24 protein-coding genes are annotated in these 26,584 nt (G+C 35.9%); 22 read left to right on the forward strand and 2 right to left on the reverse strand.

From position 1 onward, the window contains the following. Positions 1–100 precede the first annotated feature (100 nt). The gene (locus tag FWJ32_RS06775) at positions 101–1,129 is read right to left on the reverse strand and encodes a hypothetical protein (protein WP_149545209.1); all 1,029 of its coding nucleotides are present in this window, start codon (positions 1,127–1,129) and stop codon (positions 101–103) included. A 112-nt stretch (positions 1,130–1,241) separates the two neighbouring features. On the opposite strand from FWJ32_RS06775, the gene FWJ32_RS06780 reads away from it, so the two are divergent. Further along, on the forward strand, positions 1,242–2,390 hold the full coding sequence (locus FWJ32_RS06780) for a cysteine desulfurase family protein (RefSeq protein ID WP_149545210.1): 1,149 nt from the start codon (positions 1,242–1,244) through the stop codon (positions 2,388–2,390). Positions 2,391–2,399: 9 nt separating this feature from the next. Beyond that, positions 2,400–3,551, forward strand: a complete 1,152-nt coding sequence (thiI, locus tag FWJ32_RS06785) for a tRNA uracil 4-sulfurtransferase ThiI (RefSeq protein WP_149545211.1) — start codon at positions 2,400–2,402, stop codon at positions 3,549–3,551. Between the two features lie 197 nt (positions 3,552–3,748). On the opposite strand, the gene ychF is transcribed toward thiI, so the two are convergent. Further along, the gene (gene ychF / locus FWJ32_RS06790; RefSeq protein WP_149545212.1) at positions 3,749–4,846 is read right to left on the reverse strand and encodes a redox-regulated ATPase YchF; all 1,098 of its coding nucleotides are present in this window, start codon (positions 4,844–4,846) and stop codon (positions 3,749–3,751) included. A 144-nt stretch (positions 4,847–4,990) separates the two neighbouring features. Here ychF and FWJ32_RS06795 point away from each other — a divergent pair, with 144 nt between their 5' ends. The 20 genes from FWJ32_RS06795 to ftsZ all read left to right on the forward strand — a co-directional run bounded on the left by FWJ32_RS06795 (position 4,991) and on the right by ftsZ (position 26,578). Further along, the gene (locus FWJ32_RS06795) at positions 4,991–5,530 is read left to right on the forward strand and encodes a YhcN/YlaJ family sporulation lipoprotein (protein ID WP_149545213.1); all 540 of its coding nucleotides are present in this window, start codon (positions 4,991–4,993) and stop codon (positions 5,528–5,530) included. 77 nt (positions 5,531–5,607) lie between these two features. Further along, on the forward strand, positions 5,608–6,726 hold the full coding sequence (locus FWJ32_RS06800; protein WP_162523547.1) for an MFS transporter: 1,119 nt from the start codon (positions 5,608–5,610) through the stop codon (positions 6,724–6,726). 142 nt (positions 6,727–6,868) lie between these two features. Further along, the gene (yfmF, locus tag FWJ32_RS06805) at positions 6,869–8,131 is read left to right on the forward strand and encodes an EF-P 5-aminopentanol modification-associated protein YfmF (protein ID WP_149545215.1); all 1,263 of its coding nucleotides are present in this window, start codon (positions 6,869–6,871) and stop codon (positions 8,129–8,131) included. 25 nt (positions 8,132–8,156) lie between these two features. Beyond that, on the forward strand, positions 8,157–9,449 hold the full coding sequence (gene yfmH, locus FWJ32_RS06810; protein ID WP_149545216.1) for an EF-P 5-aminopentanol modification-associated protein YfmH: 1,293 nt from the start codon (positions 8,157–8,159) through the stop codon (positions 9,447–9,449). Between the two features lie 114 nt (positions 9,450–9,563). Then, positions 9,564–9,995 (forward strand): division/cell wall cluster transcriptional repressor MraZ, encoded by a 432-nt coding sequence (gene mraZ / locus FWJ32_RS06815; RefSeq protein ID WP_149545217.1) that lies wholly within the window; start codon positions 9,564–9,566, stop codon positions 9,993–9,995. A gap of 23 nt (positions 9,996–10,018) precedes the next feature. Beyond that, positions 10,019–10,948, forward strand: a complete 930-nt coding sequence (gene rsmH / locus FWJ32_RS06820; protein WP_149545218.1) for a 16S rRNA (cytosine(1402)-N(4))-methyltransferase RsmH — start codon at positions 10,019–10,021, stop codon at positions 10,946–10,948. A 34-nt stretch (positions 10,949–10,982) separates the two neighbouring features. Continuing rightward, the gene (locus FWJ32_RS06825; RefSeq protein ID WP_149545219.1) at positions 10,983–11,429 is read left to right on the forward strand and encodes a septum formation initiator family protein; all 447 of its coding nucleotides are present in this window, start codon (positions 10,983–10,985) and stop codon (positions 11,427–11,429) included. 61 nt (positions 11,430–11,490) lie between these two features. After that, complete coding sequence (locus FWJ32_RS06830) at positions 11,491–13,542, forward strand: stage V sporulation protein D (RefSeq protein WP_275266276.1); 2,052 nt, start codon at positions 11,491–11,493, stop codon at positions 13,540–13,542. Positions 13,543–13,627: 85 nt separating this feature from the next. After that, positions 13,628–15,082 (forward strand): UDP-N-acetylmuramoyl-L-alanyl-D-glutamate--2,6-diaminopimelate ligase, encoded by a 1,455-nt coding sequence (locus tag FWJ32_RS06835; RefSeq protein ID WP_149545221.1) that lies wholly within the window; start codon positions 13,628–13,630, stop codon positions 15,080–15,082. Then, positions 15,082–16,473, forward strand: a complete 1,392-nt coding sequence (locus FWJ32_RS06840; RefSeq protein WP_162523548.1) for a UDP-N-acetylmuramoyl-tripeptide--D-alanyl-D-alanine ligase — start codon at positions 15,082–15,084, stop codon at positions 16,471–16,473. Before FWJ32_RS06835 ends, FWJ32_RS06840 begins: the two co-directional genes overlap by 1 nt. Then, positions 16,457–17,443 (forward strand): phospho-N-acetylmuramoyl-pentapeptide-transferase, encoded by a 987-nt coding sequence (gene mraY, locus FWJ32_RS06845; RefSeq protein WP_149545223.1) that lies wholly within the window; start codon positions 16,457–16,459, stop codon positions 17,441–17,443. Before FWJ32_RS06840 ends, mraY begins: the two co-directional genes overlap by 17 nt. Before the next feature lie 18 nt (positions 17,444–17,461). Then, a complete protein-coding gene (gene murD / locus FWJ32_RS06850; RefSeq protein ID WP_149545224.1) occupies positions 17,462–18,805 on the forward strand; it encodes a UDP-N-acetylmuramoyl-L-alanine--D-glutamate ligase in 1,344 nt (447 codons plus the stop codon). A gap of 4 nt (positions 18,806–18,809) precedes the next feature. Then, on the forward strand, positions 18,810–19,913 hold the full coding sequence (gene spoVE / locus FWJ32_RS06855) for a stage V sporulation protein E (protein WP_149545225.1): 1,104 nt from the start codon (positions 18,810–18,812) through the stop codon (positions 19,911–19,913). A 12-nt stretch (positions 19,914–19,925) separates the two neighbouring features. Further along, the gene (gene murG, locus FWJ32_RS06860; protein WP_149545226.1) at positions 19,926–21,026 is read left to right on the forward strand and encodes an undecaprenyldiphospho-muramoylpentapeptide beta-N-acetylglucosaminyltransferase; all 1,101 of its coding nucleotides are present in this window, start codon (positions 19,926–19,928) and stop codon (positions 21,024–21,026) included. 65 nt (positions 21,027–21,091) lie between these two features. Continuing rightward, positions 21,092–22,339 (forward strand): UDP-N-acetylglucosamine 1-carboxyvinyltransferase, encoded by a 1,248-nt coding sequence (murA, locus tag FWJ32_RS06865; RefSeq protein ID WP_149545227.1) that lies wholly within the window; start codon positions 21,092–21,094, stop codon positions 22,337–22,339. Between the two features lie 10 nt (positions 22,340–22,349). Next, positions 22,350–23,105 (forward strand): cell division protein FtsQ/DivIB, encoded by a 756-nt coding sequence (locus FWJ32_RS06870; protein ID WP_162523549.1) that lies wholly within the window; start codon positions 22,350–22,352, stop codon positions 23,103–23,105. Positions 23,106–23,174: 69 nt separating this feature from the next. Then, positions 23,175–23,843, forward strand: coding sequence for a DUF881 domain-containing protein (locus FWJ32_RS06875; RefSeq protein WP_149545315.1), 669 nt, complete (start codon positions 23,175–23,177; stop codon positions 23,841–23,843). Beyond that, positions 23,840–24,184 carry a small basic family protein gene (locus FWJ32_RS06880; protein WP_149545229.1) on the forward strand — a complete coding sequence of 115 codons (345 nt, stop codon included), beginning with the start codon at positions 23,840–23,842 and terminating at the stop codon, positions 24,182–24,184. Before FWJ32_RS06875 ends, FWJ32_RS06880 begins: the two co-directional genes overlap by 4 nt. 51 nt (positions 24,185–24,235) lie before the next feature. After that, the gene (gene ftsA / locus FWJ32_RS06885) at positions 24,236–25,471 is read left to right on the forward strand and encodes a cell division protein FtsA (RefSeq protein ID WP_149545230.1); all 1,236 of its coding nucleotides are present in this window, start codon (positions 24,236–24,238) and stop codon (positions 25,469–25,471) included. A gap of 27 nt (positions 25,472–25,498) precedes the next feature. After that, positions 25,499–26,578, forward strand: a complete 1,080-nt coding sequence (gene ftsZ, locus FWJ32_RS06890; protein WP_149545231.1) for a cell division protein FtsZ — start codon at positions 25,499–25,501, stop codon at positions 26,576–26,578. Positions 26,579–26,584 lie beyond the last annotated feature (6 nt).

Consider the following 26,584-nt stretch of genomic DNA (forward strand, 5'->3'; position numbering starts at 1 on the left):
GCCCATATTCCCTTTAAAATTTTGAAGCTGTTTTTTATTTTTTATCCAAAAAAGGGGAGTGCCGCTAACACTTAAATAGTGTTTTGCGACACTCCCTTTGTTATTGTAGAGATATCGCCTCTTTGCTTATATAACCTATCAGGCCTGTACTGGTAAGGACTTTATAGTAATTTAAGTTATTGTTTATTAAGTTATCTGCCAGCTCATTTAGGTCTTGTATAAGCTTTACTGTTTCGCCATTTGATAATTCTTTTTTCTTTATAAAGTTAATCCCATCATAATCATATAAATCAGTATTGCTGTTTAGATTGGCATAACCACGTATATACCTCATTGATTCGTTATCCCAGTGGTATGTGCTTGATAATTTTCTTTGCTTGACCGTCTTAAATGTATCATCCTCCGGAATGTTTTCATCAAGGGTATTTGATTCCATATATGCCTGGTACGAGTGCACACTGATTAATGTGTTATCCTGACTCATGCTGATTATGGCATCTTCTTTCAGCTTTATCCACTTGTTTTCTGGATTGTTTTCATCCCATGCTGTATTCCAGTAGGCAGTATATTTTTCTGTACCGTTCCATGCCTCTTCAAGTTTGCTATTATTCCATATGAATATTTCATTGATTGTGGATTTAAAGAATGCTCCAAACGATTCGTCAAGAGTTTCTTTAAGTAAGATTAGTGATTTATCATAGAAGGGTAAGGTAAATAATTTAATTGAATTAATTGGTGCAAGATCGGTTGTAGTATAATAAATATAATACTGTTTTTTGCCATTGTTTGGCTCAAGTATGGATAATAGGGAAGAATCGGGTGGGAGAGAAATTCCAATTATTATTTCCTTTTCAGGTCCTCCCAGAATATCACCTGAGCAGATATATGCTTTGACATCTGTTTCATTTTCCCATTCATTCAGATTATTAGCATTGAGTATGATTTTAGTCAATTTATCGAGGGAACTTTGATTTCCGTTTAATGAGCTTTCTACAAGGGTGTAGCTTATGTCATTATCTGAGAAGATGTTAAAAACCCGCAAATCAAATTTGTTATTATAGAAATACGCAAAAAAAGGTATGCAGATTACAAGCATCAACATGATAAGAGATAAGATAGATCTTTTCATACGCAGCCCCCTGAAATAGTATATTTTTGTGAATGACATCGTATGAATACTTGTTTAAAAATTAATATGTGTCTATAATGTGATATGAATAACATTGAGGGAGTTGATTTAGATGGAGATATATTTAGATAACAGTGCTACTACAAGGGTGAGAGATGAGATAATCAATAATATTGTTGAGATCATGGTGGATAATTACGGGAATCCTTCTTCATTGCATCATAAGGGTTTTGAAGCAGAGAGGATGCTGCATTATTCCAAAGAGAAGATAGCTGGTCTATTAAAATGTAGTCCTGAGGAGATATATTTTACATCTGGTGGTACTGAGGCAAATAATTTAGCTATCAGGGGTTTTTTGAAAGCAAATAAGAGGCGTGGTAATCATATTATAACCACTGCTATTGAGCATCCTTCTGTACTAAATACATTTCTGGACTTAGAGAAAGAAGGTTACAGAGTAACAATACTCCCTGTTGACGCGATGGGGTATGTTGACGTAGGTGAAGTGAAGAAGTCAATTGTGGATGAGACTGCATTAATCAGTATAATGATGGTTAATAATGAGGTTGGTACAATCGAACCCATCAGAGATATTGCAAAAATTACAAAGGATAAGGGGGTGGCGTTACATGTAGATGCTATACAGGGATTTGGGAAATTGGAGTTTAATGTAAAAGAATATGGTATTGATATGTTATCAATGAGTGGCCATAAGATACATGCTCCTAAAGGTGTGGGGGCACTTTACATCAATAAAGATGTAAGGGTTTCGCCAATTATTACTGGTGGTGGGCAGGAAAATAACATCAGGTCAGGCACAGAAAATATGCCTGGGATTGTTGGCATGGGGAAGGCTGTTGAATTATTAGATGGTAAAATAGAAGCAAATGCCATGCATATGTATAATTTAAAAAAGAGATTTGTGGATGAACTTATGGACCTCGATGGATGGAGCATTAATGGGCCTGGCCTGAATGAAACCGCTCCGCATATAATAAACATATCCTTTAGTGGGGTGCGTGGAGAGGTACTGGTACACGCCCTTGAGGAATATGGCATATATGTGTCTACGGGTTCTGCCTGCTCCTCAAAACACAGTAGTCAAAGTCATGTGCTGAAAGCTTTAGGGTTAAAACACTGTGCCATACAAAGCGCCATAAGAATAAGCACATCTATCTTCAATACTGAGGAAGAAATGATTGAGACAGCAAGGGTGCTCAAACAAATTATACCTGAATTGCGCAAATATGCAGGGAGGTAAATATTGCAAATGAGAAAATTATTTCTGCTAAGTTATGGTGAGATGTCCCTAAAAGGGTCAAACAAAAAATTTTTTGAAGACATGCTAATAAGAAATATTAAAAACAGATTTAAAAACTGCCTGATTGAAAAATTGTCCGGGAAGCTGCTATTTACATTGGAGAGCAGCCAATCAGATAGAGATATAATTGACGAATTTAAAAAGATTTTTGGTATAAGCCGTATTGCAAAGGTATATGAGACAGACTTGCTTTTAGAGTCCATAGAAGAACTGGCGGTTGAATTATTGAAAGACTCAGACTTTAACAGTTTTAAGGTTGAAGCTAAAAGACCAAATAAAGCATTTGCTTACTTGAGCCCTGAGATAAATAAACTTCTTGGTCAGTATATTCTTGAAAATATCGAAGGTAAAAAGGTGGATGTCCATAATCCCGATTTAACAGTATATGTAGAAATACGTGACAAAGCTTTTATCTATATTGATGCTGAAAGGGGAGCTGGTGGCTTGCCATATGGTACCTCGGGCAAAGCTGTGTCTCTGCTTTCTGGTGGTATTGATAGCCCAGTATCGTCATGGATGATGATGAAAAGGGGAATTGAAATTATCCCGGTCCATTTTTACAGCTTTCCGTTTACAAGTGAGCGGTCTAAGCAGAAGGTAATAGACATAACCAAAGAGCTCTCAAGGTATTCGAGTGATGGTATTAAACTTTATATAGCATTCTTTACGAATATCCAGAAATCAATTTATGAGAACTGCCCGGAGAATTACATTGTTACTATCATGCGGCGTATGATGATGAGAATAGCATCGAGAATTGCTGAAAAAGAAAATGCTATAGGCATAATAACCGGAGAAAATGTTGGACAGGTAGCAAGCCAGACACTGGAAAGTATGTATGTCACAAATTCAGTAGCCAGTATGCCTGTTTATAGACCGGTAATAGGAATGGATAAACAGGATATCATTAAAATTTCACATGATATAGGTACCTACGATATTTCCATCAGACCATATGAAGACTGCTGCACAGTTTTTGTACCTAAACACCCTGTTATAAAACCAAGTTTAGAAAGAGTTAATGAGATAGAGAAAGATCTTGACATTGATGGGCTGGTAGAGGAAAGCATAGAAAGAGCAGAAACTTTGTATGTCAGGTAAAAGTCATAATACTATACTACTGGTATGTAGTATAAAAAATAAAGATGAAAAATCTGGGGAAACATTCAAAAAACAACATATCCGAGTATATGAATAGACCAACATGAAAGCGCACCTGACACAATGTGTCTATGAAGGTTATAATTTTAAGACCGTTGTCAGGTGCGTGGAAATTGTCACCACAGTATAGTCAGCTTTTATACATTAAACCTGAAGACTACTACATCACCATCTTGCATTATATATTCCTTACCCTCTGAACGTATTAAACCCAGTTCACGTGCTCTTATCTGGCTTCCTGCGTGTACCAGGTCATCAAAAGATACAACCTCTGCTCTTATAAAACCTCTTTCAAAGTCACTGTGTATTTTCCCGGCAGCTTGAGGGGCCTTGGTATTTTTCACTATTGTCCATGCCCTAACTTCTTTTGGTCCTGCAGTAAAAAAAGTAATATAGCCAAGTATCTGATAAGCCTTTCTGATCAGCTTATTCAATCCCGGTTCTTCAATACCTATATCCTTTAAGAAAGCCAATTTTTCGCTATCTTCAAGGTCGGCAATCTCTGCTTCAATTTTTGCACAGATAGGTATAACTTCTGATCCTTCCCTTTCAGCATACTGTTTTAAAGAATTTATATATTTATTATTTTCACTGTCCAATATTTCATCTTCATTAATATTTGCTACATAAAGTACTGGCTTGTATGTAAGCAGGTCAAGAGTTTTGACAAACTCCATCTCTTCATTGTTATCAAAACTCATCTTTCTCACTGGTATACCATTTTCTAATTCGTCTTTAATCCTTTCCAGTATTTCTACCTGCTTTATATAGGTTCTATCCCCGGATTTTGTCATCTTTTTAGTACGTTCCAAACGCCTTTCTATGGTTTCAAGGTCAGCAAATATCAGTTCCAGCGATATTGTTTCAACATCCCTCACTGGATCAATCGTGGTGTCAACATGGATTATATTTTCATCTTCAAAACATCTAACCACATGTATTATAGCATCAACATTTCTTATGTGAGAAAGAAATTTATTGCCAAGTCCTTCGCCTTTACTGGCACCTCGTACGAGCCCGGCTATATCAACGAATTCCACAGTGGCATGTATTATTTTTTGAGGATGCTCCATATCGGCTAATATTTGTAGTCTATGATCTGGGACGTCAACAACACCAACATTTGGCTCAATAGTACAGAATGGATAATTTTCAGCAGATACACCAACCTTAGTTAACGCATTAAACAATGTGCTTTTTCCTACATTTGGTAATCCGACAATTCCTGCCTGCATCTGTTTCACCTCAAAAATTTTGGTCTTTTTAAATTATATAATAACAGGAAAATTATTGCAACCTGACACTTAAATGCAGTACAACCATCAAATAATTTAATATTTGACATTGTACAGGTAAAAATAAATTTGAGGTGAGAAAATATGAAAAAGAATAAATTAATATATGTAGTAATGATAGTGATGATATTTGCCATTATCGTTGAAGGATGTCAAGCGGCTCAAAGACCTGCATCACCGAGAATTACCCCGAGGACTACAAGGTATACACCCTCTGCCCCAAAGACAACACCATCTATACCATCACCAGGAGTGCCTTCTCCTTCAGTACCGAATAACTTATCTACAACCCCATCAACAGTGAATATGAGGGCATCTACTATAGCTAATGCTGTTAACAAGATAAATGGTGTTGACAGGAGTTCAGTTGTAATAAGTGGGAACAATGCGGTAGTTGGCGTGAAGGTAACATCAAATTACCCTGGCAATGATATCGACAAACTAAAAAGAAATGTGGTTAACACGGTTAAAACAACCGATAAGGGCATAAAAAATGTATATGTGACGACTGATGCAGGTCTATTTGACAGGATAGACAGGATAGCAAAGGATATAACATCAGGAAAGAGCTTAACAGGTTTTTCTGATGAAATTGGAGATATTATAAAAAAGATAAGTCATTAATGAAAGCCGGGCATTATACCCGGTTTTCATTAATAAAGTGTGGGTGTGTTAAATATACTGGAGAAAGGGGGATAAGGGTGGAGTTTAAATACGCTATTGGAAATTTTGGTATATTTTATATTAACACAACAATAAGCACTTTTTTTGTAATGGTATTTCGTTTAAATGGAATTCAAAATCCTGCGATACTTTTTGGAACGGGTTTATTAATGGGGGCATTTATTCAACCATTAATAGGCATAATAAGTGATATTTATATTAGTAAAGGCAGGAAAATTTTTATAATATTAGGTGTATTGATATGTGTTATATCAACATTGCTGCTGTTTTCAAAAAAAGGAAATATAATTTTTAACGTTATACTTTTTTACATAGGTTTTCATCTTTATCAGATACCGCTTAGTGCGTTTATTCCTGATAATATTGAGGAAGACAAACTTAATACTGTATCTGGATTATGGAATGCAACAGGGAGTTTGGGTTCGATAGTTGCCCCAATTTTGGGAACCATTATGCTGCAAAAAGGCTACAATTATTTATTTTTAGGTATGTTTATTGTTATTATTATTTCTGCCGGAATTCCATTAGTATTGGTTAAAGAAAAAAAAGGCCAATTTTATAATAATAATGTAATTAATTCTCTTATTATTTATTTGACAGACAAAAATGTAAGAAACTTTTATATATCAAAATGCCTTTGGTGGGGCGGTTTAGGTGCATTTTTACCATTTATTATGGAGAATCTCATTTTTAAAGGAGTATCAGCAGATGAAGCAGGAAAGATATGCACAGTTTTTATGATTTTTAACTGCATATCCTCAATATTTATATCAAGAGTAAAATTGGGCAGTGTTATATTACCACTAGCTATTGCACTAATTACATTCAGTGGCTGCAATCTTTTGTTTTATATAAGTTCTAATATAAAATGGATATTTATATTAATTCCAATCTTTGGGGTTTCTTATGGGACAATTATGGTGTGTTCATATAATTTGATGATAAGGATGATACCGAAGGGAGAGGGGGGGATGTATCTTGGATTCGACAATATTTTTGTGAACATCCCCCAGGCAATATCTGCTTTTCTTGTATCTTCTTTGGCCATATACGATAAGGATATTTTTTTAATTATATCTTCATCATTTATGGCACTGGCGTGTATTTATATATATCACTCATGGGATATTTCATGATATACCAATGTACTATTATGATAAATTATGAGGCATGACATTTATTGACTTATTGCATCGTGGAAAAGTATAATCTATAGTATTCCCGATATGCTTATGAGATAATATAAGATATATAATCAAAACAGGAGGAGGTTGTATAATGAACATGGATAATGCAGTAAACATTAATGATAATTTTACCCTGATTATTGATAGAGCGAGCCATTTTAAAACTATAACATTGAATCTTTACATTATGGAGCAGCTAGGTGAAAATGTAACAAAGTTTGCTTTGCTACCCTTGGTATTAAAACATGGGTCGAGAAATTTGCCAACTTTAAGAGACATTGAAAGCAGGCTTGACAATATGTATGGTGCTTTATTCAATATAGATGTATTTAAAAAGGGTAACATACAGCTGGCAAATTATAGTTTGAGCGTTTTAAACGATAGATATGCTGATAATAGGCACTTAATAGATGACGCTTTGAGTTTCCTTAATGAAGTTCTATTTAATGTTCTAGTAGAAAACAATAAGTTTAATCAAAAGTATGTGGAAATAGATAAGGATAACATAAGAAAAATGATTGAAGCAAGAATTAATGACAAGAGAACATACGCCATTGAGAGATGCATTGAACTTATGTGTGCTGGTGATCCTTATGCCATTTATCCTCTTGGCATTGCAGATGATATAAATAATATTAATGAGGAAAATTTATATAGCTACTATATTGACCTGTTTAGAAGAACAAGGGTTGTGATGGTTATTACTGGTGATATTGTTTCCAAAGATATGGTAGAAAAGGTAAAACAGATATTGCCAATTAATATACCAGACAGAAGAGTTTATTTTACCGGGGATTTAATTAAAAAAACTGATGAACTGCATTTTTATAGTGAGTCTATGGATGTAACACAGGGTAAGTTGTCAATTGGCTATACAACAGAAACAAGACCCTGTGACGATGATTATTTTAGTCTGATGCTGTTTAATTCAATACTAGGGGGTGGACCTCAGTCAAAGCTATTTAATAATGTAAGAGAAAAAGCAAGCTTGGCCTATTATGCTTCTTCAAGATTGGAAAGATTCAAGGGAATATTGGAGATTTATTGTGGGATAGAGCTGGAAGACTATGAAAAAGCGTTGGAGATTATTGATAAACAAGTGGAAGAATTGAAGGCTGGGAATATAACAGACTATGAGTTCGAGGCATCAAAATCCGAATTGATTCATACGTTTAAGTCAATATTTGATAGTCCAAATAGAAGGGCTGGTTTATATCTCGGTGAATTACTTGCAGGTACCAATTACGGGCCAGAAGACTATATAAGAAAAATTTCCAGCCTTACCAGAGAAGACGTAGTAGAGGTTGGTCAAAAGGTAAATAAAAATACTGTATATTTTTTGAAAAACAAATAATGATGGTAGAAGGAGAGTGCTGACGATGAATTTTGAAGAGATTATTAAGGATAATGTCCTTAATGAAACTATTTTTAGAAAAAAATATGAAAATGGTTTGGATGCATATGTTTTACCTAAAAAAGGTTTTTCCAAGAGCTTTGCTTCTCTAACGGTAAAGTACGGCTCCAACGACAGTAATTTTGTGTCATTGGGAAGCGACAGGCCGATTAAAGTACCTGACGGAGTGGCACATTTTTTGGAACATAAAATGTTTGAGAAAGAATATGGGAGTGTATTTGAACGGTTTGATAAGCTTGGTGTGTCTGCAAATGCGTATACAACTAACACGCATACAAGCTATTATTTTATCAGTACTGACAATTATTATGAAGCACTGAATATTCTTCTTGAATTTGTGCAAGTGCCTTACTTTACCGATGAGACAGTTGAAAAAGAGAAGGGAATTATAATTCAGGAGTTGAGGATGTACAATGATGACCCTGAAAGGGAGATATTTAATAACCTTTTAAATTCCATGTTTATTGAACATCCTGTTAAAATAGATGTTGGGGGTACTGTAGAGAGCGTAAGAAGCATTGACAAAGATGTTTTATACTTATGCTATAATTCATTTTATAAACCGGATAATATGATATTTTTATCTATTGGAGATGTTGACCCGGGAAAGATTTTTGATTATGTGGAAAAGAGAATTGTTTGCAAGCAACAAGGAGAAATAAAAAGGATATATTCTGATGAACCTGATCAAATAAAAGAAAGCTATATTGAAAAGACAATGAATGTATCAATGCCATTAATGATTTTAGGATTCAAAGATATCAGTAAAGAAACAAATACAAAACTTTTGCTAAAAAAGTACGTCGATGTCACCATTAGCCTTGAAGCTCTGTTTGGCAAGAGTTCTGAAATATATAGCGAGCTCTATAATAAAGGCTTGATTACATCAAATCTGGGTTATGAATATGAAGCTGAATTAGATTATGGGTTTGTATTGATCTCATGCAGTACAGCTTCTCCACAAAAAGTTAATGAAGAGATAAGAGAGTATATAAAAACGAAAAGCGATGTTGGAATAGATGAAGGTGAGTTTATGAAAGCAAAAAGGGTCATAAAGGGAGCAGTTATAAAGGCATTTGACTCGATTGAGACCCTTGGCCATTTTTATAACTCATTTATGGTTAAGGGAATTAATGTATTTGAGTATATAGATGTCATCAACAACACAACACTCAGTGAGGTAAATGAAAGATGGAAGTCGATTTTGGACTTTGATAGGGCTGTTTTATCAGTTATAAAGCCAGAAGAGAGAATTTAATTTTTTCTCTCTTTTTTTTTATTTTAAGAAGGAATTTTTGAAGTTTTATAGAATTATCATACAGTGGGGTAAAGTGGTTTAAAGTGGTTTAAAATGTTGAATGGAGATAGGAAAATGCTTATTGGAGAATACAGACACACCTTAGATTCAAAGGGAAGAATAATAATCCCGGCAAAATTCAGGGGAGAATTAGGAGAACACTTTGTAATGACCAAAGGACTTGACGGGTGTTTGTTTGTCTATCCTCTAAGTGAATGGCAGAGCATTGAAGATAAACTGAGAAAGCTTCCAATGAACAAAAAAGACGCAAGAACCTTTGAACGTTTTTTCTTTTCAGGAGCTGTAGAATGCGAAATGGACAATCAGGGCAGGGTAGTTATACCACAAAACCTAAGGGAATATGCTGGTATCACCAATGAGGTGGTTATTATAGGTATTTCTACCAGGGTAGAGATATGGAGTCAGGATAAATGGGAAAACTACAATAATGAAAGTGATTATACTTATGAGGACATTGCAGAGAGACTGGAAGATATAGATTTATAGGGAATTTATAGGGAGAGACTTTTATGAAGGAACATAAACCAGTGCTTTTAATTGAAACAGTAGAACTTTTAAAGGTAAAGGAAAATGGAGTATATGTGGATGGAACGTTAGGAGCAGGTGGGCATTCTATGGAAATACTGAAAAGACTTAATGGCGGTAAGCTCATTGGTATTGATAGAGATATGAACGCTATTGAAATTGCCCGAAAAAATTTACGCGACTTTTCTAATATGGTTACACTGATTAAGGGGAATTTTAAAGATATAAAGAATATATTAAGCGAGGTTGGAGTCGACATGATAGACGGAGCGGTCCTGGATTTAGGATTTTCATCCATTCAGGTGGATGATCCTGAGAGGGGCTTCTCATATCAAAATGATGGTCCATTGGATATGCGTATGGATAAAGATGATGATCTAACTGCAGAGGAGATTGTTAACACATGGGGAGAAAAGGAACTGGCAGAAATAATATCGACATATGGCGAAGAAAAATGGTCTTCAAGAATTGCTCACTTTATTGTTGAGGCAAGGGGAAAAAGGAAGATAAACACAACTGGTCAGCTGGCTGAAATAATTAAATCAGCTATTCCTGCTCGGGCAAGGAGGACAGGCCCGCACCCGGCCAAGAGGACATTCCAGGCACTCAGGATAGCTGTAAACTCTGAGATTGATATCCTGAGTGACGCATTAAAGAATTTTGTGGATGTTTTAAAACCCGGTGGGAGGATATGTGTAATCAGTTTTCATTCTCTTGAGGATAGAATAGTAAAGCAAACATTTAAGGAATTGGAAAATCCCTGTGTTTGTCCTCCGGACTTACCGGCATGTGTTTGTGGGAAAGAACAGAAGTTGAAGATAATAACTAAAAAGCCAGTATTACCGGATTTGATGGAAATAGAAAATAACCCTCGAGCCAGAAGTGCTAGGTTACGAGTTGCAGAACGGACTTAGACTCAGTTCTATAAATTGAAGGAGAGGAATAAAATTGTTAGAGAGCCGTAGAGTAGAATATTATCAGGTGGATTACAATAAAGTTGAGAAAGCGAATAAAAAAATAAAACGTCAAAAACGGAAATTTAAAAATATGGTTCTCACCATTCTGTTGTGTAGTACAGCAATTTTACTGACATGCAGATATGTAAAGATAACACAGTTAAATTATGAGATTAATAACTTGGAAAAAGAACTAACCACTATTAATGGTGAGAACCAGAATTTAAATGTAAAGCTGGCCGAAACAGAAAATTTAAAAGAAATAGAGAATATAGCAAGAACAAAATTACATATGCATGAACCTCTAAAAGAAGATGTAGTTTATGTTGTTGTTGACAATTATCATGTCGCAAAATCCGAACCGCCACAGAAACCAACAAATAATAATTATGAAATTGGTAATTTTTTTATAAAGATTTTTGGAACGATAATACGATAGCCATGAGGTGATTGGTTTGCCCTCATCCTATAGCAGTATTAAAAAAAGGATTTTTATATTTTTGATTTTACTTCTACTTGTTGGCACTGTTTTGATCGGGAGACTCGCTTGGATTCAACTGGTCCAGGGAAAGTGGTTAAAACAGAAGGCATTGGAACAGTCCACGCTGGATATACAGGTAACCCCAAACAGAGGCACAATATTTGACAGAAATGGTGAAGAACTGGCCGTAAGTGCCAGTGCGGGGATGGTTACCGCTGTACCTCGCAGTATAAGTGATCCGGAAGGAGTATCGGCGGAGCTTGCACCACTTCTGGGTTTAAAGAAGGAGGATATTTTACAGAAGATAAGTAACAAAAAATATCAGGAGGTGCTTCTTAAAAGAAAGGTTTCTAATGATATTATATCCGAGATTAGAAAACTCAATTTAAAAGGTATCGAAATTTCAAGCGATACTAAAAGATATTATCCCAACAACAACCTTGCAGCTCACGTACTTGGCTTTACAGGGACAGATAATCAGGGATTAGACGGTCTGGAAGCAATGTATGATAATATATTGACAGGAGTACCTGGAAGAATATCAACTCCAAAAGATGCAAGCGGGAGGAAAATAGATGATTCGACCTCAGAATATTATAAACCTGAAGACGGATATAACCTTGTTCTGACTATTGATGAGGTAATTCAGCATTATGTTGAAAAAGCACTGGATCAGGCATATGCTGATACAAAACCATCAAAGGGAATGAGTGCGATTGTTATGGACCCGCAGACGGGGGAAATACTGGCTATGGCAAACAGGCCTGATTATAATCCCAATGACCCGTTTGCAGGCCCTAAGGAAAATTGGTACAATTTATGGAGAAATTATGCTGTGTCTAATGTTTACGAACCTGGCTCGGTATTTAAAGCAATAACTGCAGCAGCAGCGTTAGAGGAAGGTGTGGTAACACCGGATGAAGTGTTTTATGACCATGGGTATATTATGGTTGCCGGTCAAAGAATAAACTGCTGGAGGTATTATAATCCACATGGACGTGAAACTTTTAAAGAAGGTGTCGAAAATTCATGCAATGTTGTGTTCGTAACTGTAGCGCAAAGATTGGGAAAAGAAAAATTTTATAAATATATAAATGCCTTTGGATTTGGACAAAAGACAGGAATAAGATTGCCGGGTGAAAGTACGGGAATAGTAAATCCCTTAGAAAAAATTGGGCCAGTTGAGCTGGCAACAATTTCATTTGGTCAGGGCATCTCTGTGACTCCAATACAGATGATAACAGCGTTTTCAGCTATCGCCAATGGTGGGAAGCTGTTTCAACCATACATTGTCAAGGCTATCACAGACAACAATGGCAATGTAGTAAAAAAATATGAGCCTGTACTGGTAAGGCAGGTTATTTCCGAGGAGACCTCTAGAGAGATGCGTGACATACTTGAGGGTGTTGTTGCCAATGGAACAGGGCACAGTGCATATTTGGAAGGCTACAGGGTGGCTGGCAAGACTGGTACTTCAGAAAAATATCAACAGGGGAAATATATTGCTTCCTTTGCTGCATTTGCACCCGCAGATGATCCTAAAGTTGCTGTCTTGGTTGTTATAGATGAACCAAATACTTTTTCCCATATGGGGGGTGCAATTGCAGCTCCAGTAGTGAAAAGTATATTGTCTGACACATTGCGCTATTTAAATGTAGAACCACGCTATTCAGAAAATGATTCTGAATACGTGCAAAAGGATGTTACTGTCCCCAATCTTATTGGCAATAATGTTAATGATGCTGCAAAACAGCTTGATGAACTGCATTTGCAGTATAGCATAGAAGGTGTTGGCAATAAGGTTGTAGATCAAATTCCTAAAGAGGGAGAAAAAATAAAAGAGGGTTCCATGGTAATACTATACTTGGATGGGAAAAGTGAAGGCAATGTAAGGGTGCCTGACTTAAAAGGGAAGACCATACGCGAGGCAAGTGATATTTTGTCATCTTACGGTCTGAAGATAAATATTAAGGGTGATGGATATTGTGTGTCTCAAGATCCCGAGGCAGGTACCGAGGTTGCGCCTGGCACCATTGTCAATCTCCAATTTAAACTTAATGATAACTCATGAGAAAATTGCACAATACTCTGTTTACATTTTTAGGGAGTAAGTGGTATACTATTTGTTGCTTATATCAATGAAATGAGGAGAATATATGCTGTTATCAAAGATGCTTGATGGGCTACAGTATGTTGGTATAAATAACTTCCGTGATATGGAAATAAAACGAGTAATGTATGATTCAAGAAAGGTTGAAGATGGAGATATATTTGTGTGTATAAAAGGTTTTAATACAGATGGTCATATGTATATAGGCCAGGCCATAAAAAAAGGTGCAAAAGCGGTCGTGATAGATGGAAATCATGAGATTAGAAGGGAAGATGTACCTGTCATAATTGTTGAGGATACAAGGAATGCATTGGCATATCTATCAAGTAAAATTTATGGTTTTCCTTCTGGTAACTTTTGTCTTATTGGGGTGACTGGCACCAACGGTAAGACAACAGTTACTTTTTTGATAAAAAACATATTAGATTATCTTGGTAAAAAGACAGGGCTTATTGGGACAATTAAAAATATTGTTGGCGATGAAGAGATTGCTTCAGAACATACAACTCCTGAAGCGGCTGATCTGCAAAAATTATTTCATGATATGACACTAAAAGGGATAGACTATTGTGTTATGGAGGTTTCCTCTCATTCATTGGAGCTTAAGAGGGTGGATTACACAGACTTTAATGTTGGAGTATTGACCAATATAACCCAGGACCATCTTGATTTTCATATTACGATGGATAACTATGTAAATGCCAAAGCTAAGCTTTTTGAAAGGTCTTCGGATTATTGCATTTTAAACGCAGATGATAAATATATCGAAACAATTAAGAGCAAATGTAATCATAAAGCACATATATGTACATACGGTATAGAAAATGGAGATATCAGAGTAAAAATTAACAGTTTGAAAATAGGACAGACAAACTTTGATATTTTAATAAAGGGTAAAAGATATAATGTCAACTATAGGGTACCTGGACGTTTTAGTGTTTATAACGCCATGGCAGCGTTCTCAACATTGTATTGTCTAGGTTTTAGCCCGGAAGATATAGTAGAGGGGATGGAAAACTTTAATGGTGTTCCAGGTAGATTTGAAGTGTTGAATCTGCCGGTTGGTTTTAAGGTTGTCATTGATTATGCACATACACCGGATGGCCTTATGAACATATTAAACTCAATCAATGAATGTGAGCATTCAAGGATTATTACAGTATTTGGGTGCGGTGGGAATAGAGATAAGACTAAAAGACCATTGATGGGTAAGATAGCATGTGAGCTGTCTGATTTGGTAATTATAACCTCAGATAATCCAAGGAATGAAGATCCGATGAAAATAATTGACGACATTGAAGCTGGGATTTTAAATAAGTATAACAATTATTTTAAAATAGAAAATCGAAAGGAAGCGATAAAATTAGCACTGGACATGGCAAAAGATAATGATATAGTGTTACTTGCTGGAAAGGGCCATGAGACATATCAAATTTTGGGGGATAGGACTGTTCCATTTGACGAACGATTAGTAGTTAAGGATATTTTGGGGGTAAAATGATGATAACACTTGACGATATTTTATTTGCTACAAAAGGAAATGTGATTGGCAATGCCTATCATAATCTAAGTTTTTCTGGTATTTCAATAGATAGCCGCAATATAAAAAATGGGCAACTTTTTATACCTTTGGTGGGGGAAAGGTTTGATGGCCATGATTTTATTTTAAATGCTGTACGAGGTGGAGCAACAGCATGTCTTACCCAGAAGGATATTGAAATAGGTGACAACGATACAGTCCTGATAAGGGTACAGGATACATTAAGGTCACTTCAGGATATCGCAAAATATATGAGGCAAAAATATTCAAAAGTAAAAGTTATTGCCATAACGGGAAGTACAGGGAAGACAACAACAAAAAATTTTGTTACTTCTGTTTTATCGCAAAAGTATAAGGTTTTGAGCAATATAGGTAACTATAATAACCAGATAGGTCTGCCTCTCACCTTGGTAGACATTGATGAGACACACGATATAGCAGTATTAGAAATGGGAATGAATTCTTTTGGAGAGATCAGAAACTTAAGTGATATAGCAAGACCGGATGTGGCAATAATAACAAATATAGGGACAGCTCATATAGGTAATTTAGGGTCCAGAGAAAATATTTTAAAAGCCAAACTAGAAATAACAGAGTTCTTTGGAGAAGATAATATTGCTTATTTTAATGGGGATGACGACCTCTTAAACAAGGTAAATGGCAATTATAGGATATTATATTTTGGATTTAATGAAAAAAATGATATTCAGGCATTTAATATAAAGAGCAATAAACAAGATGGTATGGAGTTTGATGTAAGATACAAGGGAGACATAAAACACTTTATGACAAAAATACCAGGGAAACATAATATCTTGAATGCTCTTCCCGCTATTGCTGCTGGATATAATTTTGGTATGAAATACGAGGATATTTTTGATGGATTGGCTGGGACAGTTAATGAAAAAATGAGATTAAAGCTAATAAGTGTAAATGGCATAAGCATTATTGATGACACCTATAATGCAAACCCTGATTCTGTTAAGGCTGCTATAGATTATTTGATTGATATATCTACCAATAGAAGAAAGGTCGTAATATTGGGTGATATGCTTGAATTGGGTGAATATACTGTTAAAGCCCATGAAGAGATAGGTGAATACTGCCACCTATCAGGTATAGATCTGCTTATTGCCTATGGCGATTATTCAAAGCATATTGTTGATTCTGCTGTTAATAGCGGAATGAGGCCTGGCGATGTATTTTATTACCAAAATAAACAAGAACTGTTCCGAAGTTTAAAAACTATCGTCAAACCGGGAGACGTGATACTGGTTAAGGGTTCTCGAGGGATGAAGATGGATGAAATAGTAGATTACCTGGAGGAGAAATACGATGGGACAATTTTTTAGCTCTATTTTTTCTGATAGCCTTTTTGTGAATTTAATGCTAATAACAGTTTTATCCTTTATGCTTAGTATTTTTATAGCACCTCCAATTATAGAACAAATGGGAAGATTAAAATATGGGCAGGAGGTTCGTGAGGATGGACCAAAAACTCACCTTGCAAAATCGGGCACCCCAACAATGGGTGGAATTATATTTATAATTTCTTCTGTATTAGTTTCACTTTTCCTTATACCTAACAGTATGGATAAATGGGCATTGATATTATTGACATTATCCTTTGCATTTATCGGATTTTTAGATGACTATCTTAAAGTAGTTAGAAAAAAAAGTTTGGGCTTAAAAGCAAGGGAGAAACTTATATTGCAATTTGTTATCAGCTTTATTTTTGCATATTACGTATATATAACCCACGGTAGTGAGATTTATATCCCATTTTTAAAGTTCTATGTAGATATTGGGGTTTATTTTATCCCATTTATTGTATTTGTTGTTGTTGGTACGGTAAACAGCGTCAATTTAACTGATGGACTTGATGGCCTGGCCGCAGGAGTTACATTTATAGTATCGGCTTTTTTTACACTTTCGGGTCTAATGACAGGTAATATTGCAACAATGCTTTTTGGTAGTTCTATAACTGGATCAGTACTTGGTTTCTTGCGTTATAACATTTATCCTGCTGAGATATTTATGGGCGATACAGGTTCTTTAGCCTTGGGAGGAGCCGTTGCTGGTATGGCAGTCATAGCAGATATGCCTTTGATTTTACCTATTGTAGGTGGAATTTATGTGATAGAGGCAGCATCGGTAATTATACAGGTACTGTTTTTCAGGTTAACGGGCAAGCGGATATTTAAGATGAGTCCTTTGCATCATCATTTTGAGATGCTGGGGTGGCATGAGACAAAGGTTGTTAATTTGTTTATAATCATTACGTTGATTTTATCTGTGATTGGACTAATTTCTTTATATTGACGATTGGGGTGCTAAACAATGAGTGAAAAGATTTTAGTAGTAGGGTTAGGTATGAGTGGTATAGCAGTTTCTAAGGTTTTAAATTCTATTGGGTATGAAGTGCTTGTATATGACGATAAACCATATGATCAGATAGAGGGAATAGACAAATTGCAAAACCTGCCAATTACCCGAGTCATGGGCGATCCGTTGTCCTATATAAATGAGATAAACTGTATTGTAGTCAGTCCTGGTGTACCGCTGGACAAAGAATTTATTGTAAAAGCGATAGATAGAGATATTGAAGTGATATCCGAAATAGAATTGGCGTACAGAATATCAAAAGCCCCTATAATAGCTATAACTGGAACCAATGGGAAGACAACGACGACTGCACTGACGGGAGAAATATTTAAGAATGCAGGTTTAAAAACAAGGGTTTCTGGGAATATAGGCAAGCCTTTGATTTATGATTGTTATGAGGCGGATGATGATGAAATAATTATTGCTGAGATAAGTAGTTTTCAATTGGAAACTATAAGGTATTTTCATCCGCACATTTCTGCCATATTGAATATAACTCCTGACCATTTAGATCGGCATAAGACAATGGAAAATTATATTTATATAAAGTCAAAGATTTTTATGAATCAAGATACTTCTGATTTTGCTATATTAAATTTTGATGATCCAAATACATGGGGCCTACATGATAAAATAAATGCACGGTTAGTGCCTTTCAGCCGAAGAGAAAGACTAAAAGATGGGTTATATATTGACGGTGAACATATAATTTCTAACATTGATAACAGTATGGAAAAAATAATTGACATAAATGAAATTTTTATTCCGGGTAAACATAATCTTGAAAATGCACTGGCAGCCTGTGCAATTGCAAAGTCGTGGGGAATTAATAACGATACGATAAAATATACCCTGAAGACATTTAAAGGGGTGGAACACCGCATTGAGTTTGTAGATGAAATCAATGGGATAAAATTCATCAATGATTCTAAAGGTACTAATCCAGATGCAGCTATAAAGGCAATTGAAGCGATCAAAGGAGATATCATCCTTATTGCTGGTGGCTATGATAAAGGCAATGATTATTATGATTTTATTCAAAGCTTTGATGATAAGGTCAGGTATTTGATACTTATAGGAGCAACTGCTGACAAGATAGAAAAGCAAGCTACCTCAATGGGCTATACAAATGTTGTAAGGGCGCAAACTCTGAAAGAAGCTGTGGATAAGGCGTATCAATTAGCAAAGAGGGAAGATACAGTATTGCTCTCGCCTGCCTGTGCCAGTTGGGATATGTTTAGTAACTTTGAAGAGAGAGGAAAGCTATTCAAATCTTATGTAAAGGCGCTCAGGGGGTAAATTTATGCCAAAAAAGGGAGTTTATGATTATAATCTGCTGATGATAGTAACAATACTCCTTGCTATAGGTATAGTAATGGTATTCAGTGCCAGCTCGGTATCAGCATACTTCAAGATGGGAGACCCATATTATTTTTTGAAACGTCAGCTTTTATGGGGCGCTCTTGGTTATGTCGTAATGATATTTTTCATGAATTATGATTATTGGAAATTAAAAAAGTTTTCTAATATTACTTTGTTAATCACGATCTGCTTGCTTGTCGCTGTTTTGATTCCTGGCATAGGAATTGAAATAAATGAGGCAAAAAGATGGATCGGTTTTGGTGGACTTACCATACAGCCGAGTGAGATAGCTAAAATAGGTATAGTATTGTATATGTCTACAAGTCTAGAAAATGGTGGCAAAGATAAACTCAACAATTTTTTTAAAGGCTTGGTTCCATATCTTGTATTGCTGGGTGTTATTTTTATTTTGATAGTTATGGAGCCCAATTTAAGTACAGCTGGTATAATCTTGATTGTTGGATTAGTAATTTTGTATACTGCTGGTGCAAAAATTTCACATATAGTTTTCCTTGTTTTTAGCGGGGTTGGCCTGGCCGCTTCCTTGATAGCATCTAATGCTTATAAACACTGGCAGGAACGTATATTTGGTTTTCTTGATCCATGGTCTGATGTAAGTGATACCACATTTCAAATAGTTCAATCACTTTATGCACTGGGTTCAGGAGGATTATTTGGTACAGGCCTTGGTAAGAGCAGGGAAAAACTTCTTTATTTGCCAGAGCCACAAAATGATTTTATTTTTTCGATAATTGGGGAAGAATTGGGATTTATAGGTGCTTCCATTATAGTAGTTTTGTTTATTGCATTAATAATACGTGGTTTAAGAATAGCGGCACGTTCTCAAGATCTGTTTGCTGTACTGATGGCTACCGGTATTACATCATTAATTGGGATACAGGCTTTGATGAACATAGCTGTTGTGACATCCTCAATGCCGGTTACAGGAGTACCTTTACCTTTCATAAGTGCCGGTGGTTCATCAATGGTATTCACTATGGCCGGGGTAGGCATACTTTTAAATATTTCAAGATATATTGAATAGGAGATAATGATTATGAAGGTATTGATTGCAGGTGGTGGTACAGGGGGGCACGTATATCCAGGGATTGCAATAGCAAAAGAGCTAAAAGAAAGAGATATTAATACTGAGATATTGTTTGTAGGTACTGAAAATGGACTGGAAAACAAAATAGTTCCAGGAGAAGGGTTCGAACTCAAGACAATACATTCAAAGGGATTCAAGCGAAAAGCAATAACTGAAAATTTTAAAACAATATCAGTAAATTTTCAGGGGTTATTGGATTCATATAGAATTGTTTCTAACTTTAAGCCAGATATAGCGATAGGCACAGGAGGATACGTGACTGGCCCTGTTCTTTTGATTTGTTCATTTATGAGAATCAAAACCGTTATACATGAATCCAATGTAATCCCCGGAGTTACAAATAAAATCTTATCACGATTTGTTGACAGGATTGCTTTGAGCTATGAGGAGACAAAAAAATATTTTAATAAAAGGATAGCCGGAAAGATTGTAGTTACAGGAAACCCAGTACGAAAGGATATATTTATTTACAGGAAAAGTGAGGCAAAAAAAGCCCTTGGCTTTGATGTGTCAAAACCATTGATTGTTTCTGTAGGTGGAAGCCGTGGAGCAGCTAATATAAATAAGACCGTTCTTTCATATTTAAATAACTATATGCCGTCAAACATACAGTTTCTATTTATTACAGGTGAAAACCAGTATGAAAGTATAATTAAGCAATGCAATATGTTAAAAAATAAAGATGTGAAGGTTATACCTTACGCATATAATATGCCAGTTGTATATGCAGCGGCTGACCTCATTATCTGCAGAGCTGGGGCTATGACTATTTCAGAGTTAATAGCGTGTGGAAAGCCCTCTATCCTTATACCATCTCCATATGTAGCAGAAAATCATCAGGAATATAATGCCAGAACCTTGGAAAAAATAGGGGCAGCCAAGGTGATATTGGAAAAAGATCTTGATGAGAAAATTCTATATAATTATATTAATGAAATAATATATAATAATGATAAATTAAAGGCAATGAGCGAAAGTGCAAAATCTTTATCTAAGCCTGATGCCCTCGATCAGATTGTTGATTTGATGTATACTCTGGCAAGGTCTTAGATTGTAACCCTAACCTCTGCTCTAACATATTATAAAAATGTACTTAGAGCCGAGGAGGGTTATATATGGGGAAATATAAAATAGTTGGAGGTAAAAAAATTAACGGTTCTATAGAGATTGGTGGTGCAAAAAATGCTGCTTTACCCATAATCATCGCTACAACTTTGGCTAAAGGTGTTTCTATTATACATAATTGTCCGTATTTAGAAGACATAACAATATTAATAAAAATTTTGAGCAGGATTGGTTGTAAAATTATGTATCAAGACCATACTCTGGTTATTGATACATCCAGCATTAATTCGACTGATTTGACCTTTGGTCTTTGTGAAAAGATAAGGCCATCTATTTTGCTGATAGGTGCGTTGATAGCAAATTATAGTGCTGTAAACATCACCTATCCCGGTGGCTGCGAAATAGGACCCAGGCCGATTGATCTGCATCTGAAAGGACTTAGGGCATTGAATATAAATATTAAAGAGTCACATGGCAATATTAATGCGATAGCCTCAAAAATAAAGGGTAATGAGATTCTACTTGATTATCCAAGTGTTGGCGCCACAGAGAATATTATGCTCGCAGCATGCCTTGCAGAAGGCAAAACCATCATCAGAAATGCAGCAAAAGAACCGGAGATAATAGACCTCCAAAACTTTTTAAATTTAATGGGTGCGGATGTAAATGGGGCAGGTACAAATTCTATCTATATTAGCGGGGTTGATAGATTAAATCCTGCTGAGTATACCATAATACCGGATCGAATAGCAGCAGGCACTTACATGATTGCCGCTGCAATAACCGGTGGAGAAATAATATTAAAAAATGTAATAAGTGAGCATATTCAACCTATAATTGCAAAACTTAAGGAATGTGGTTGTTCTATTAATACAAATGAAAATATTTATTTAAAAGCGCCGCCAAGAGTAAAGGCGCTAGACATAATAAGAACCCTTCCATATCCTGGATTTCCTACAGATTTGCAGGCTCCCATAATGGCACTGATGTCCATTGCGAAGGGTACAACAATCATAACAGAGACAGTTTTTGAAAACAGGTTTAACCATGTAGAAGAATTAAAAAAAATGGGTGCCGATATAAAGGTGGACGGGAGGATAGCTGTTATAAGAGGTGTAGATTGTCTGTATGGTTCTAGTGTTGCTGCAAAGGATTTGAGGGGTGGTGCTGCACTTGTATTGGCCGGTTTGGCGGCCTATGGTGATACGATTGTGGATAAAAATGAGCATATAGATAGAGGTTATGAGTGTTTTGATGATAATTTGAGAAGTCTTGGGGCAGAAATTTATAAAATATGAAGTGATGAATATGGAAACTAAAGTCTATCAATTTCCGCATAAAAAGAAAAGACATTCAAAGTTTGGTGTATGGATTATTATTACCTGCATATTTTTACTGATTTTTTATCTGGTGAATACAGACATTTTTATAGTAAAGAACATTGAAGTTACTGGTAATTACTATCTTTCAGAGAAAGATATTATATCTCTGGCAGGTATAAGTCCCGGCCAAAATATTTTTACCATAAATTTGGACAAGATAAGAACAAATTTATTAGAGAATCCTCATATTAAAGATATAAAAATCAGGCGAAGTTTGCCGAACAGTATTATAATAGATATTGATGAAAGAAATGTTGTAGCTGCTGTTCCATATAGTGGAGTTTATCTTCAGATAGATGAGGATGGAGTAGTGATTGAGGTATCAAAAGAATATCAGGATAGTAGTATGCCAATTTTAAGTGGCTTAAAAGTAAAAAATTTTTATGTTGGTAAGAAATTGGACTTAGAAAATATAAGTGAGTTCAATAAATCTCTTGCTATTTTGAAGGGATTGAAGGAAAATAAAATGGAGGATCTTATATCTGAGGTTAGAATACTTGATGGTAGTATTTCGTTGATTTCTTCTACAGGATTGATGATTGATTTTAATGTAGAAAAAAATATAGATTATCGGTTGTCTTTTTTAAAAAGTGTCTTGCTTGACCTGTCAAGTAAAAATTATAAAGAAGGGCACATTATTGTAGATGATGTTGGCAATATAATATATAGACCCAACCAATAGTAGGAGGAGTTATAATTGAGAATAAGAGGGCAAATAGCCATTTCATTAATATGTGTAATACTTGGTCTGATGATTTCCTTGCAGTTTCGTTCTGTACAAAATGGTGGTGGAGCTGTGACAATTCAGAGGGTTGAAGAGCTGACGGCGCAGTTAAAACAGGTAGAAGATGAAAATAATAGTTTGAAACTGCAGGTTTCTCAGCTGCAAAATAAACTCGATGAATATGAGACATCATCTTCTCAAACCAATACGATTATATCTTCACTTAGAGAGCAACTGGAAGATGTCAATATATTGGCCGGATTAACCGATGTACAGGGGCCGGGCGTAATAGTAACTCTTAATGATAGCAAACAAGAGATTCAACCTGGAGAAGACCCAAGTTTGTTTCTCATTCATGATGACGATTTGTTGAAAGTTTTGAATGAACTTAGAGCTGCAGGGGCTGAGGCTGTTTCTTTAAATGAACAGCGAATTGTTGCAACAACAGAAATCAGATGCGTGGGTCCAACTGTGAATGTTAATTCGGTGAGGTTTGCGCCACCTTATGTCTTCAAGGCAATTGGTGATCCTGATACGTTGGAAGCTGCACTGATGTTAAAGGGTGGTGTTGTTGACACATTGAGGTATTGGGGAATAGAAATCAGCATTAAGAAGGCTGATAAAATTATTGTACCCAGATACAATGGTACGTTGAACTTTAAGTATGCAGCTCCAGTGAAAGAGGGTGCAAAATAGTGATTATTCCAATAATAGGTTTAATAGTTGGTATACTGCTTGGCATTTTTTTACCAGTCAATATTTCGGCCACATATGCGTCGTATCTATCTATTGCAATACTGGCTTCCTTAGACTCTGTACTTGGTGGGGTTAGGGCAAACATGGAGAAAAATTTTGATTTGGATATATTCATAACAGGATTTATCAGCAATTCGCTTGTAGCAGCAGGCCTGGCCTACATAGGTGATTTATTGGGTGTACCAATTTATTTAGCTGCTATAATTGTATTTGGTAGCAGGATATTCAATAATATTGCAATTATTAGGAGGTACCTGGTATTTTCTTTGCGCAAGAAATAATCAAAAAATAATAGGGGCCCTAATCGTTTTTACCATAAAGGGGGAAAATACATGAATGAAATAATAACTGGAATGGATATTGGTACTTCAAAAATATGTACCGTAATATCTCAAATAAACAAAAATGGTGATATAGAAATCAGGGGTGTTGGTGTGAGCCCATGTACTGGTCTGAAGAAAGGTGTTGTTGTTGATATTGATGAGACAGTAAAAGGTATAAAAAGTTCAGTCAGTCAGGCTGAGCATATGGCCAATATTGATGTCAGGACTGTATTTTTAAACGTTGCAGGTGGACATGTCAGTTTCATAAAAAATAGAGGAATCATTGCTGTTACTGGAGAGAACAGGGAGATTACGAAGCATGATATTGTCAGGGTAATAGAAGCCGCTAAGGTAATTGCAATACCTTCCGATAAAGAGATTATTGATGTTATACCAATCCAATATATTATAGACGGGTATGATGAAATACGCGACCCTATAGGGATGATAGGCACCCGATTGGAAGTGGATGCGAACATAGTAATATCATCGACGACATCTGTAGAAAACCTTACACGATGCATCCGTAAGGCAGATCTTGAAGTGGGTGGCGTTATTGCATCACCATTAGCTGAAGGCGAGGTTTTGGTATCACAGGACGAAAAAGAATTGGGGGTTTGTATACTTGACGTAGGAGCAGGGACAACAGATATTTCTGTATTTAAAGAGGGCACTATTGTATATTCCAAGCTACTGCCTGTTGGTGGAGACCATATAACCAATGATATAGCAGTGGGGCTGAAAGTTTCCTTGGCAGAGGCCGAGAGGTTAAAAAAACAATATGGTTTTGCCATGGCAGATATGATTGATGAAGATGAAGAAATAAATATCAATGTTATAGGTAGCCAAAACCCGGTGAAGATTAAAATTAAAGACATATGTGAGATAGTGGAAGCCAGGATACACGAAATCATTATGCTTACAAATAAAAATTTGATAGAATCAGGATTTAAGTCATCTATATCAACAGGGGTTGTATTAACCGGTGGGGGCATCTCTCAGATTAAGGGTAGTGTAGAGCTTGCACAAAAAATATTGGGTATTCCGGTAAGAATTGGGTCACCTGATTACATAGGGGTATCATTGCCTACGCATTCCGTAGCAGTTGGTATTATTAAATATGTGGCGAGACATAAAAGAGACATGCTGGGTACAGGTGCTATTGAAACAAAAGACAGGCGACTCAATGGTCAATTCAGATTAATCGATAGGGTAAAAGAGTTTTTTTCTGATTTTTTCCAATAGATTAACCAATAAGGGGGTTTAATGCTAATGATTGATTTTGAGGTTGAGAATTCACCTTTTGCTACAATACGAGTAATAGGTGTTGGTGGTGGCGGTACAAATGCAGTAGATAGAATGATAAAGGAAGGCCTAAAGGGTGTAGAATTCATAGCAATGAATACTGATAAACAGGCTCTATTTCATTCATCTGCATCCATAAAGATTCAGATCGGTGAAAAACTGACAAGAGGGCTTGGAGCAGGAGCAAATCCTGAAATTGGTAGAAAAGCTGCAGAGGAAAGTAGAGACGATATAGCAGAATATCTGAAAGGTTGTGACATGGTTTTTATTACGGCAGGTATGGGTGGAGGAACAGGTACAGGAGCAGCGCCTGTCATAGCTCAAATAGCAAAGGAAATGGGGGTTTTGACCGTAGGGGTTGTTACCAAGCCTTTTACCTTTGAAGGGCATAAAAGAATGGCGCAGGCTGAGAAGGGAATAGAGGAGTTAAAGAAAAATGTTGATACTCTTGTAACAATCCCTAATGATCGACTATTACAAGTGGTGGAGAAAAAGACGTCCATGATAGATGCCTTTAAAATGGCTGATGATATTTTAAGACAGGGTGTTCAAGGTATTTCCGATTTAATAACAATTCCGGGATTAGTTAATCTTGATTTTGCGGATGTTAAGACTATTATGTCTGAGACCGGCCTGGCCCATATGGGAATAGGTATGGCCAGCGGCGAGAATAGGGCGACTGATGCTGCCAAACTGGCCATACAAAGCCCTCTTCTTGAAACCTCAATAGAAGGAGCAAAAGGAGTTTTACTTAATATTACAGGTGGTCCCAATTTAAGTCTTTTTGAGGTTAACGAGGCTGCCAATTTTATCTATGAGGCTGCAGACCAGGATGCCAATATTATTTTTGGTGCTGTTATTGATGAGACATTAAATGATGAAATAAAAATTACAGTCATTGCGACAGGTTTTGAGCAGAGTGGTATCAAACAAAAACCATTAAAAGCTGGTACTGGCAAGGAAGAAAAAAGCATGGAATTTGATATTTATAATGAAGATGAACTTGATATACCAACCTTCTTGAGAAGAAATAAAAAGCGTTTATAATACTTA

The sequence above is a fragment of the Calorimonas adulescens genome, from assembly GCF_008274215.1.
GTDB classification, from domain to species: domain Bacteria; phylum Bacillota; class Thermoanaerobacteria; order Thermoanaerobacterales; family UBA4877; genus Calorimonas; species Calorimonas adulescens.

Excerpts from the sequence above, each read along its gene's own strand:
- mraZ (WP_149545217.1), top strand. The coding sequence starts at position 9,564 with ATGCTTATTGGAGAATACAGACACACCTTAGATTCAAAGGGAAGAATA.
- murG (WP_149545226.1), top strand. The coding sequence starts at position 19,926 with ATGAAGGTATTGATTGCAGGTGGTGGTACAGGGGGGCACGTATATCCA.
- FWJ32_RS06795 (WP_149545213.1), top strand. The coding sequence starts at position 4,991 with ATGAAAAAGAATAAATTAATATATGTAGTAATGATAGTGATGATATTT.
- ftsA (WP_149545230.1), top strand. The coding sequence starts at position 24,236 with ATGAATGAAATAATAACTGGAATGGATATTGGTACTTCAAAAATATGT.
- FWJ32_RS06840 (WP_162523548.1), top strand. The coding sequence starts at position 15,082 with ATGATAACACTTGACGATATTTTATTTGCTACAAAAGGAAATGTGATT.
- ftsZ (WP_149545231.1), top strand. The coding sequence starts at position 25,499 with ATGATTGATTTTGAGGTTGAGAATTCACCTTTTGCTACAATACGAGTA.
- ychF (WP_149545212.1), bottom strand. The coding sequence starts at position 4,846 with ATGCAGGCAGGAATTGTCGGATTACCAAATGTAGGAAAAAGCACATTG.
- FWJ32_RS06875 (WP_149545315.1), top strand. The coding sequence starts at position 23,175 with ATGATTTCCTTGCAGTTTCGTTCTGTACAAAATGGTGGTGGAGCTGTG.
- FWJ32_RS06780 (WP_149545210.1), top strand. The coding sequence starts at position 1,242 with ATGGAGATATATTTAGATAACAGTGCTACTACAAGGGTGAGAGATGAG.
- murD (WP_149545224.1), top strand. The coding sequence starts at position 17,462 with ATGAGTGAAAAGATTTTAGTAGTAGGGTTAGGTATGAGTGGTATAGCA.
- FWJ32_RS06835 (WP_149545221.1), top strand. The coding sequence starts at position 13,628 with ATGCTGTTATCAAAGATGCTTGATGGGCTACAGTATGTTGGTATAAAT.
- murA (WP_149545227.1), top strand. The coding sequence starts at position 21,092 with ATGGGGAAATATAAAATAGTTGGAGGTAAAAAAATTAACGGTTCTATA.
- yfmH (WP_149545216.1), top strand. The coding sequence starts at position 8,157 with ATGAATTTTGAAGAGATTATTAAGGATAATGTCCTTAATGAAACTATT.
- yfmF (WP_149545215.1), top strand. The coding sequence starts at position 6,869 with ATGAACATGGATAATGCAGTAAACATTAATGATAATTTTACCCTGATT.
- spoVE (WP_149545225.1), top strand. The coding sequence starts at position 18,810 with ATGCCAAAAAAGGGAGTTTATGATTATAATCTGCTGATGATAGTAACA.
- FWJ32_RS06775 (WP_149545209.1), bottom strand. The coding sequence starts at position 1,129 with ATGAAAAGATCTATCTTATCTCTTATCATGTTGATGCTTGTAATCTGC.
- FWJ32_RS06870 (WP_162523549.1), top strand. The coding sequence starts at position 22,350 with ATGGAAACTAAAGTCTATCAATTTCCGCATAAAAAGAAAAGACATTCA.
- thiI (WP_149545211.1), top strand. The coding sequence starts at position 2,400 with ATGAGAAAATTATTTCTGCTAAGTTATGGTGAGATGTCCCTAAAAGGG.
- rsmH (WP_149545218.1), top strand. The coding sequence starts at position 10,019 with ATGAAGGAACATAAACCAGTGCTTTTAATTGAAACAGTAGAACTTTTA.
- mraY (WP_149545223.1), top strand. The coding sequence starts at position 16,457 with ATGGGACAATTTTTTAGCTCTATTTTTTCTGATAGCCTTTTTGTGAAT.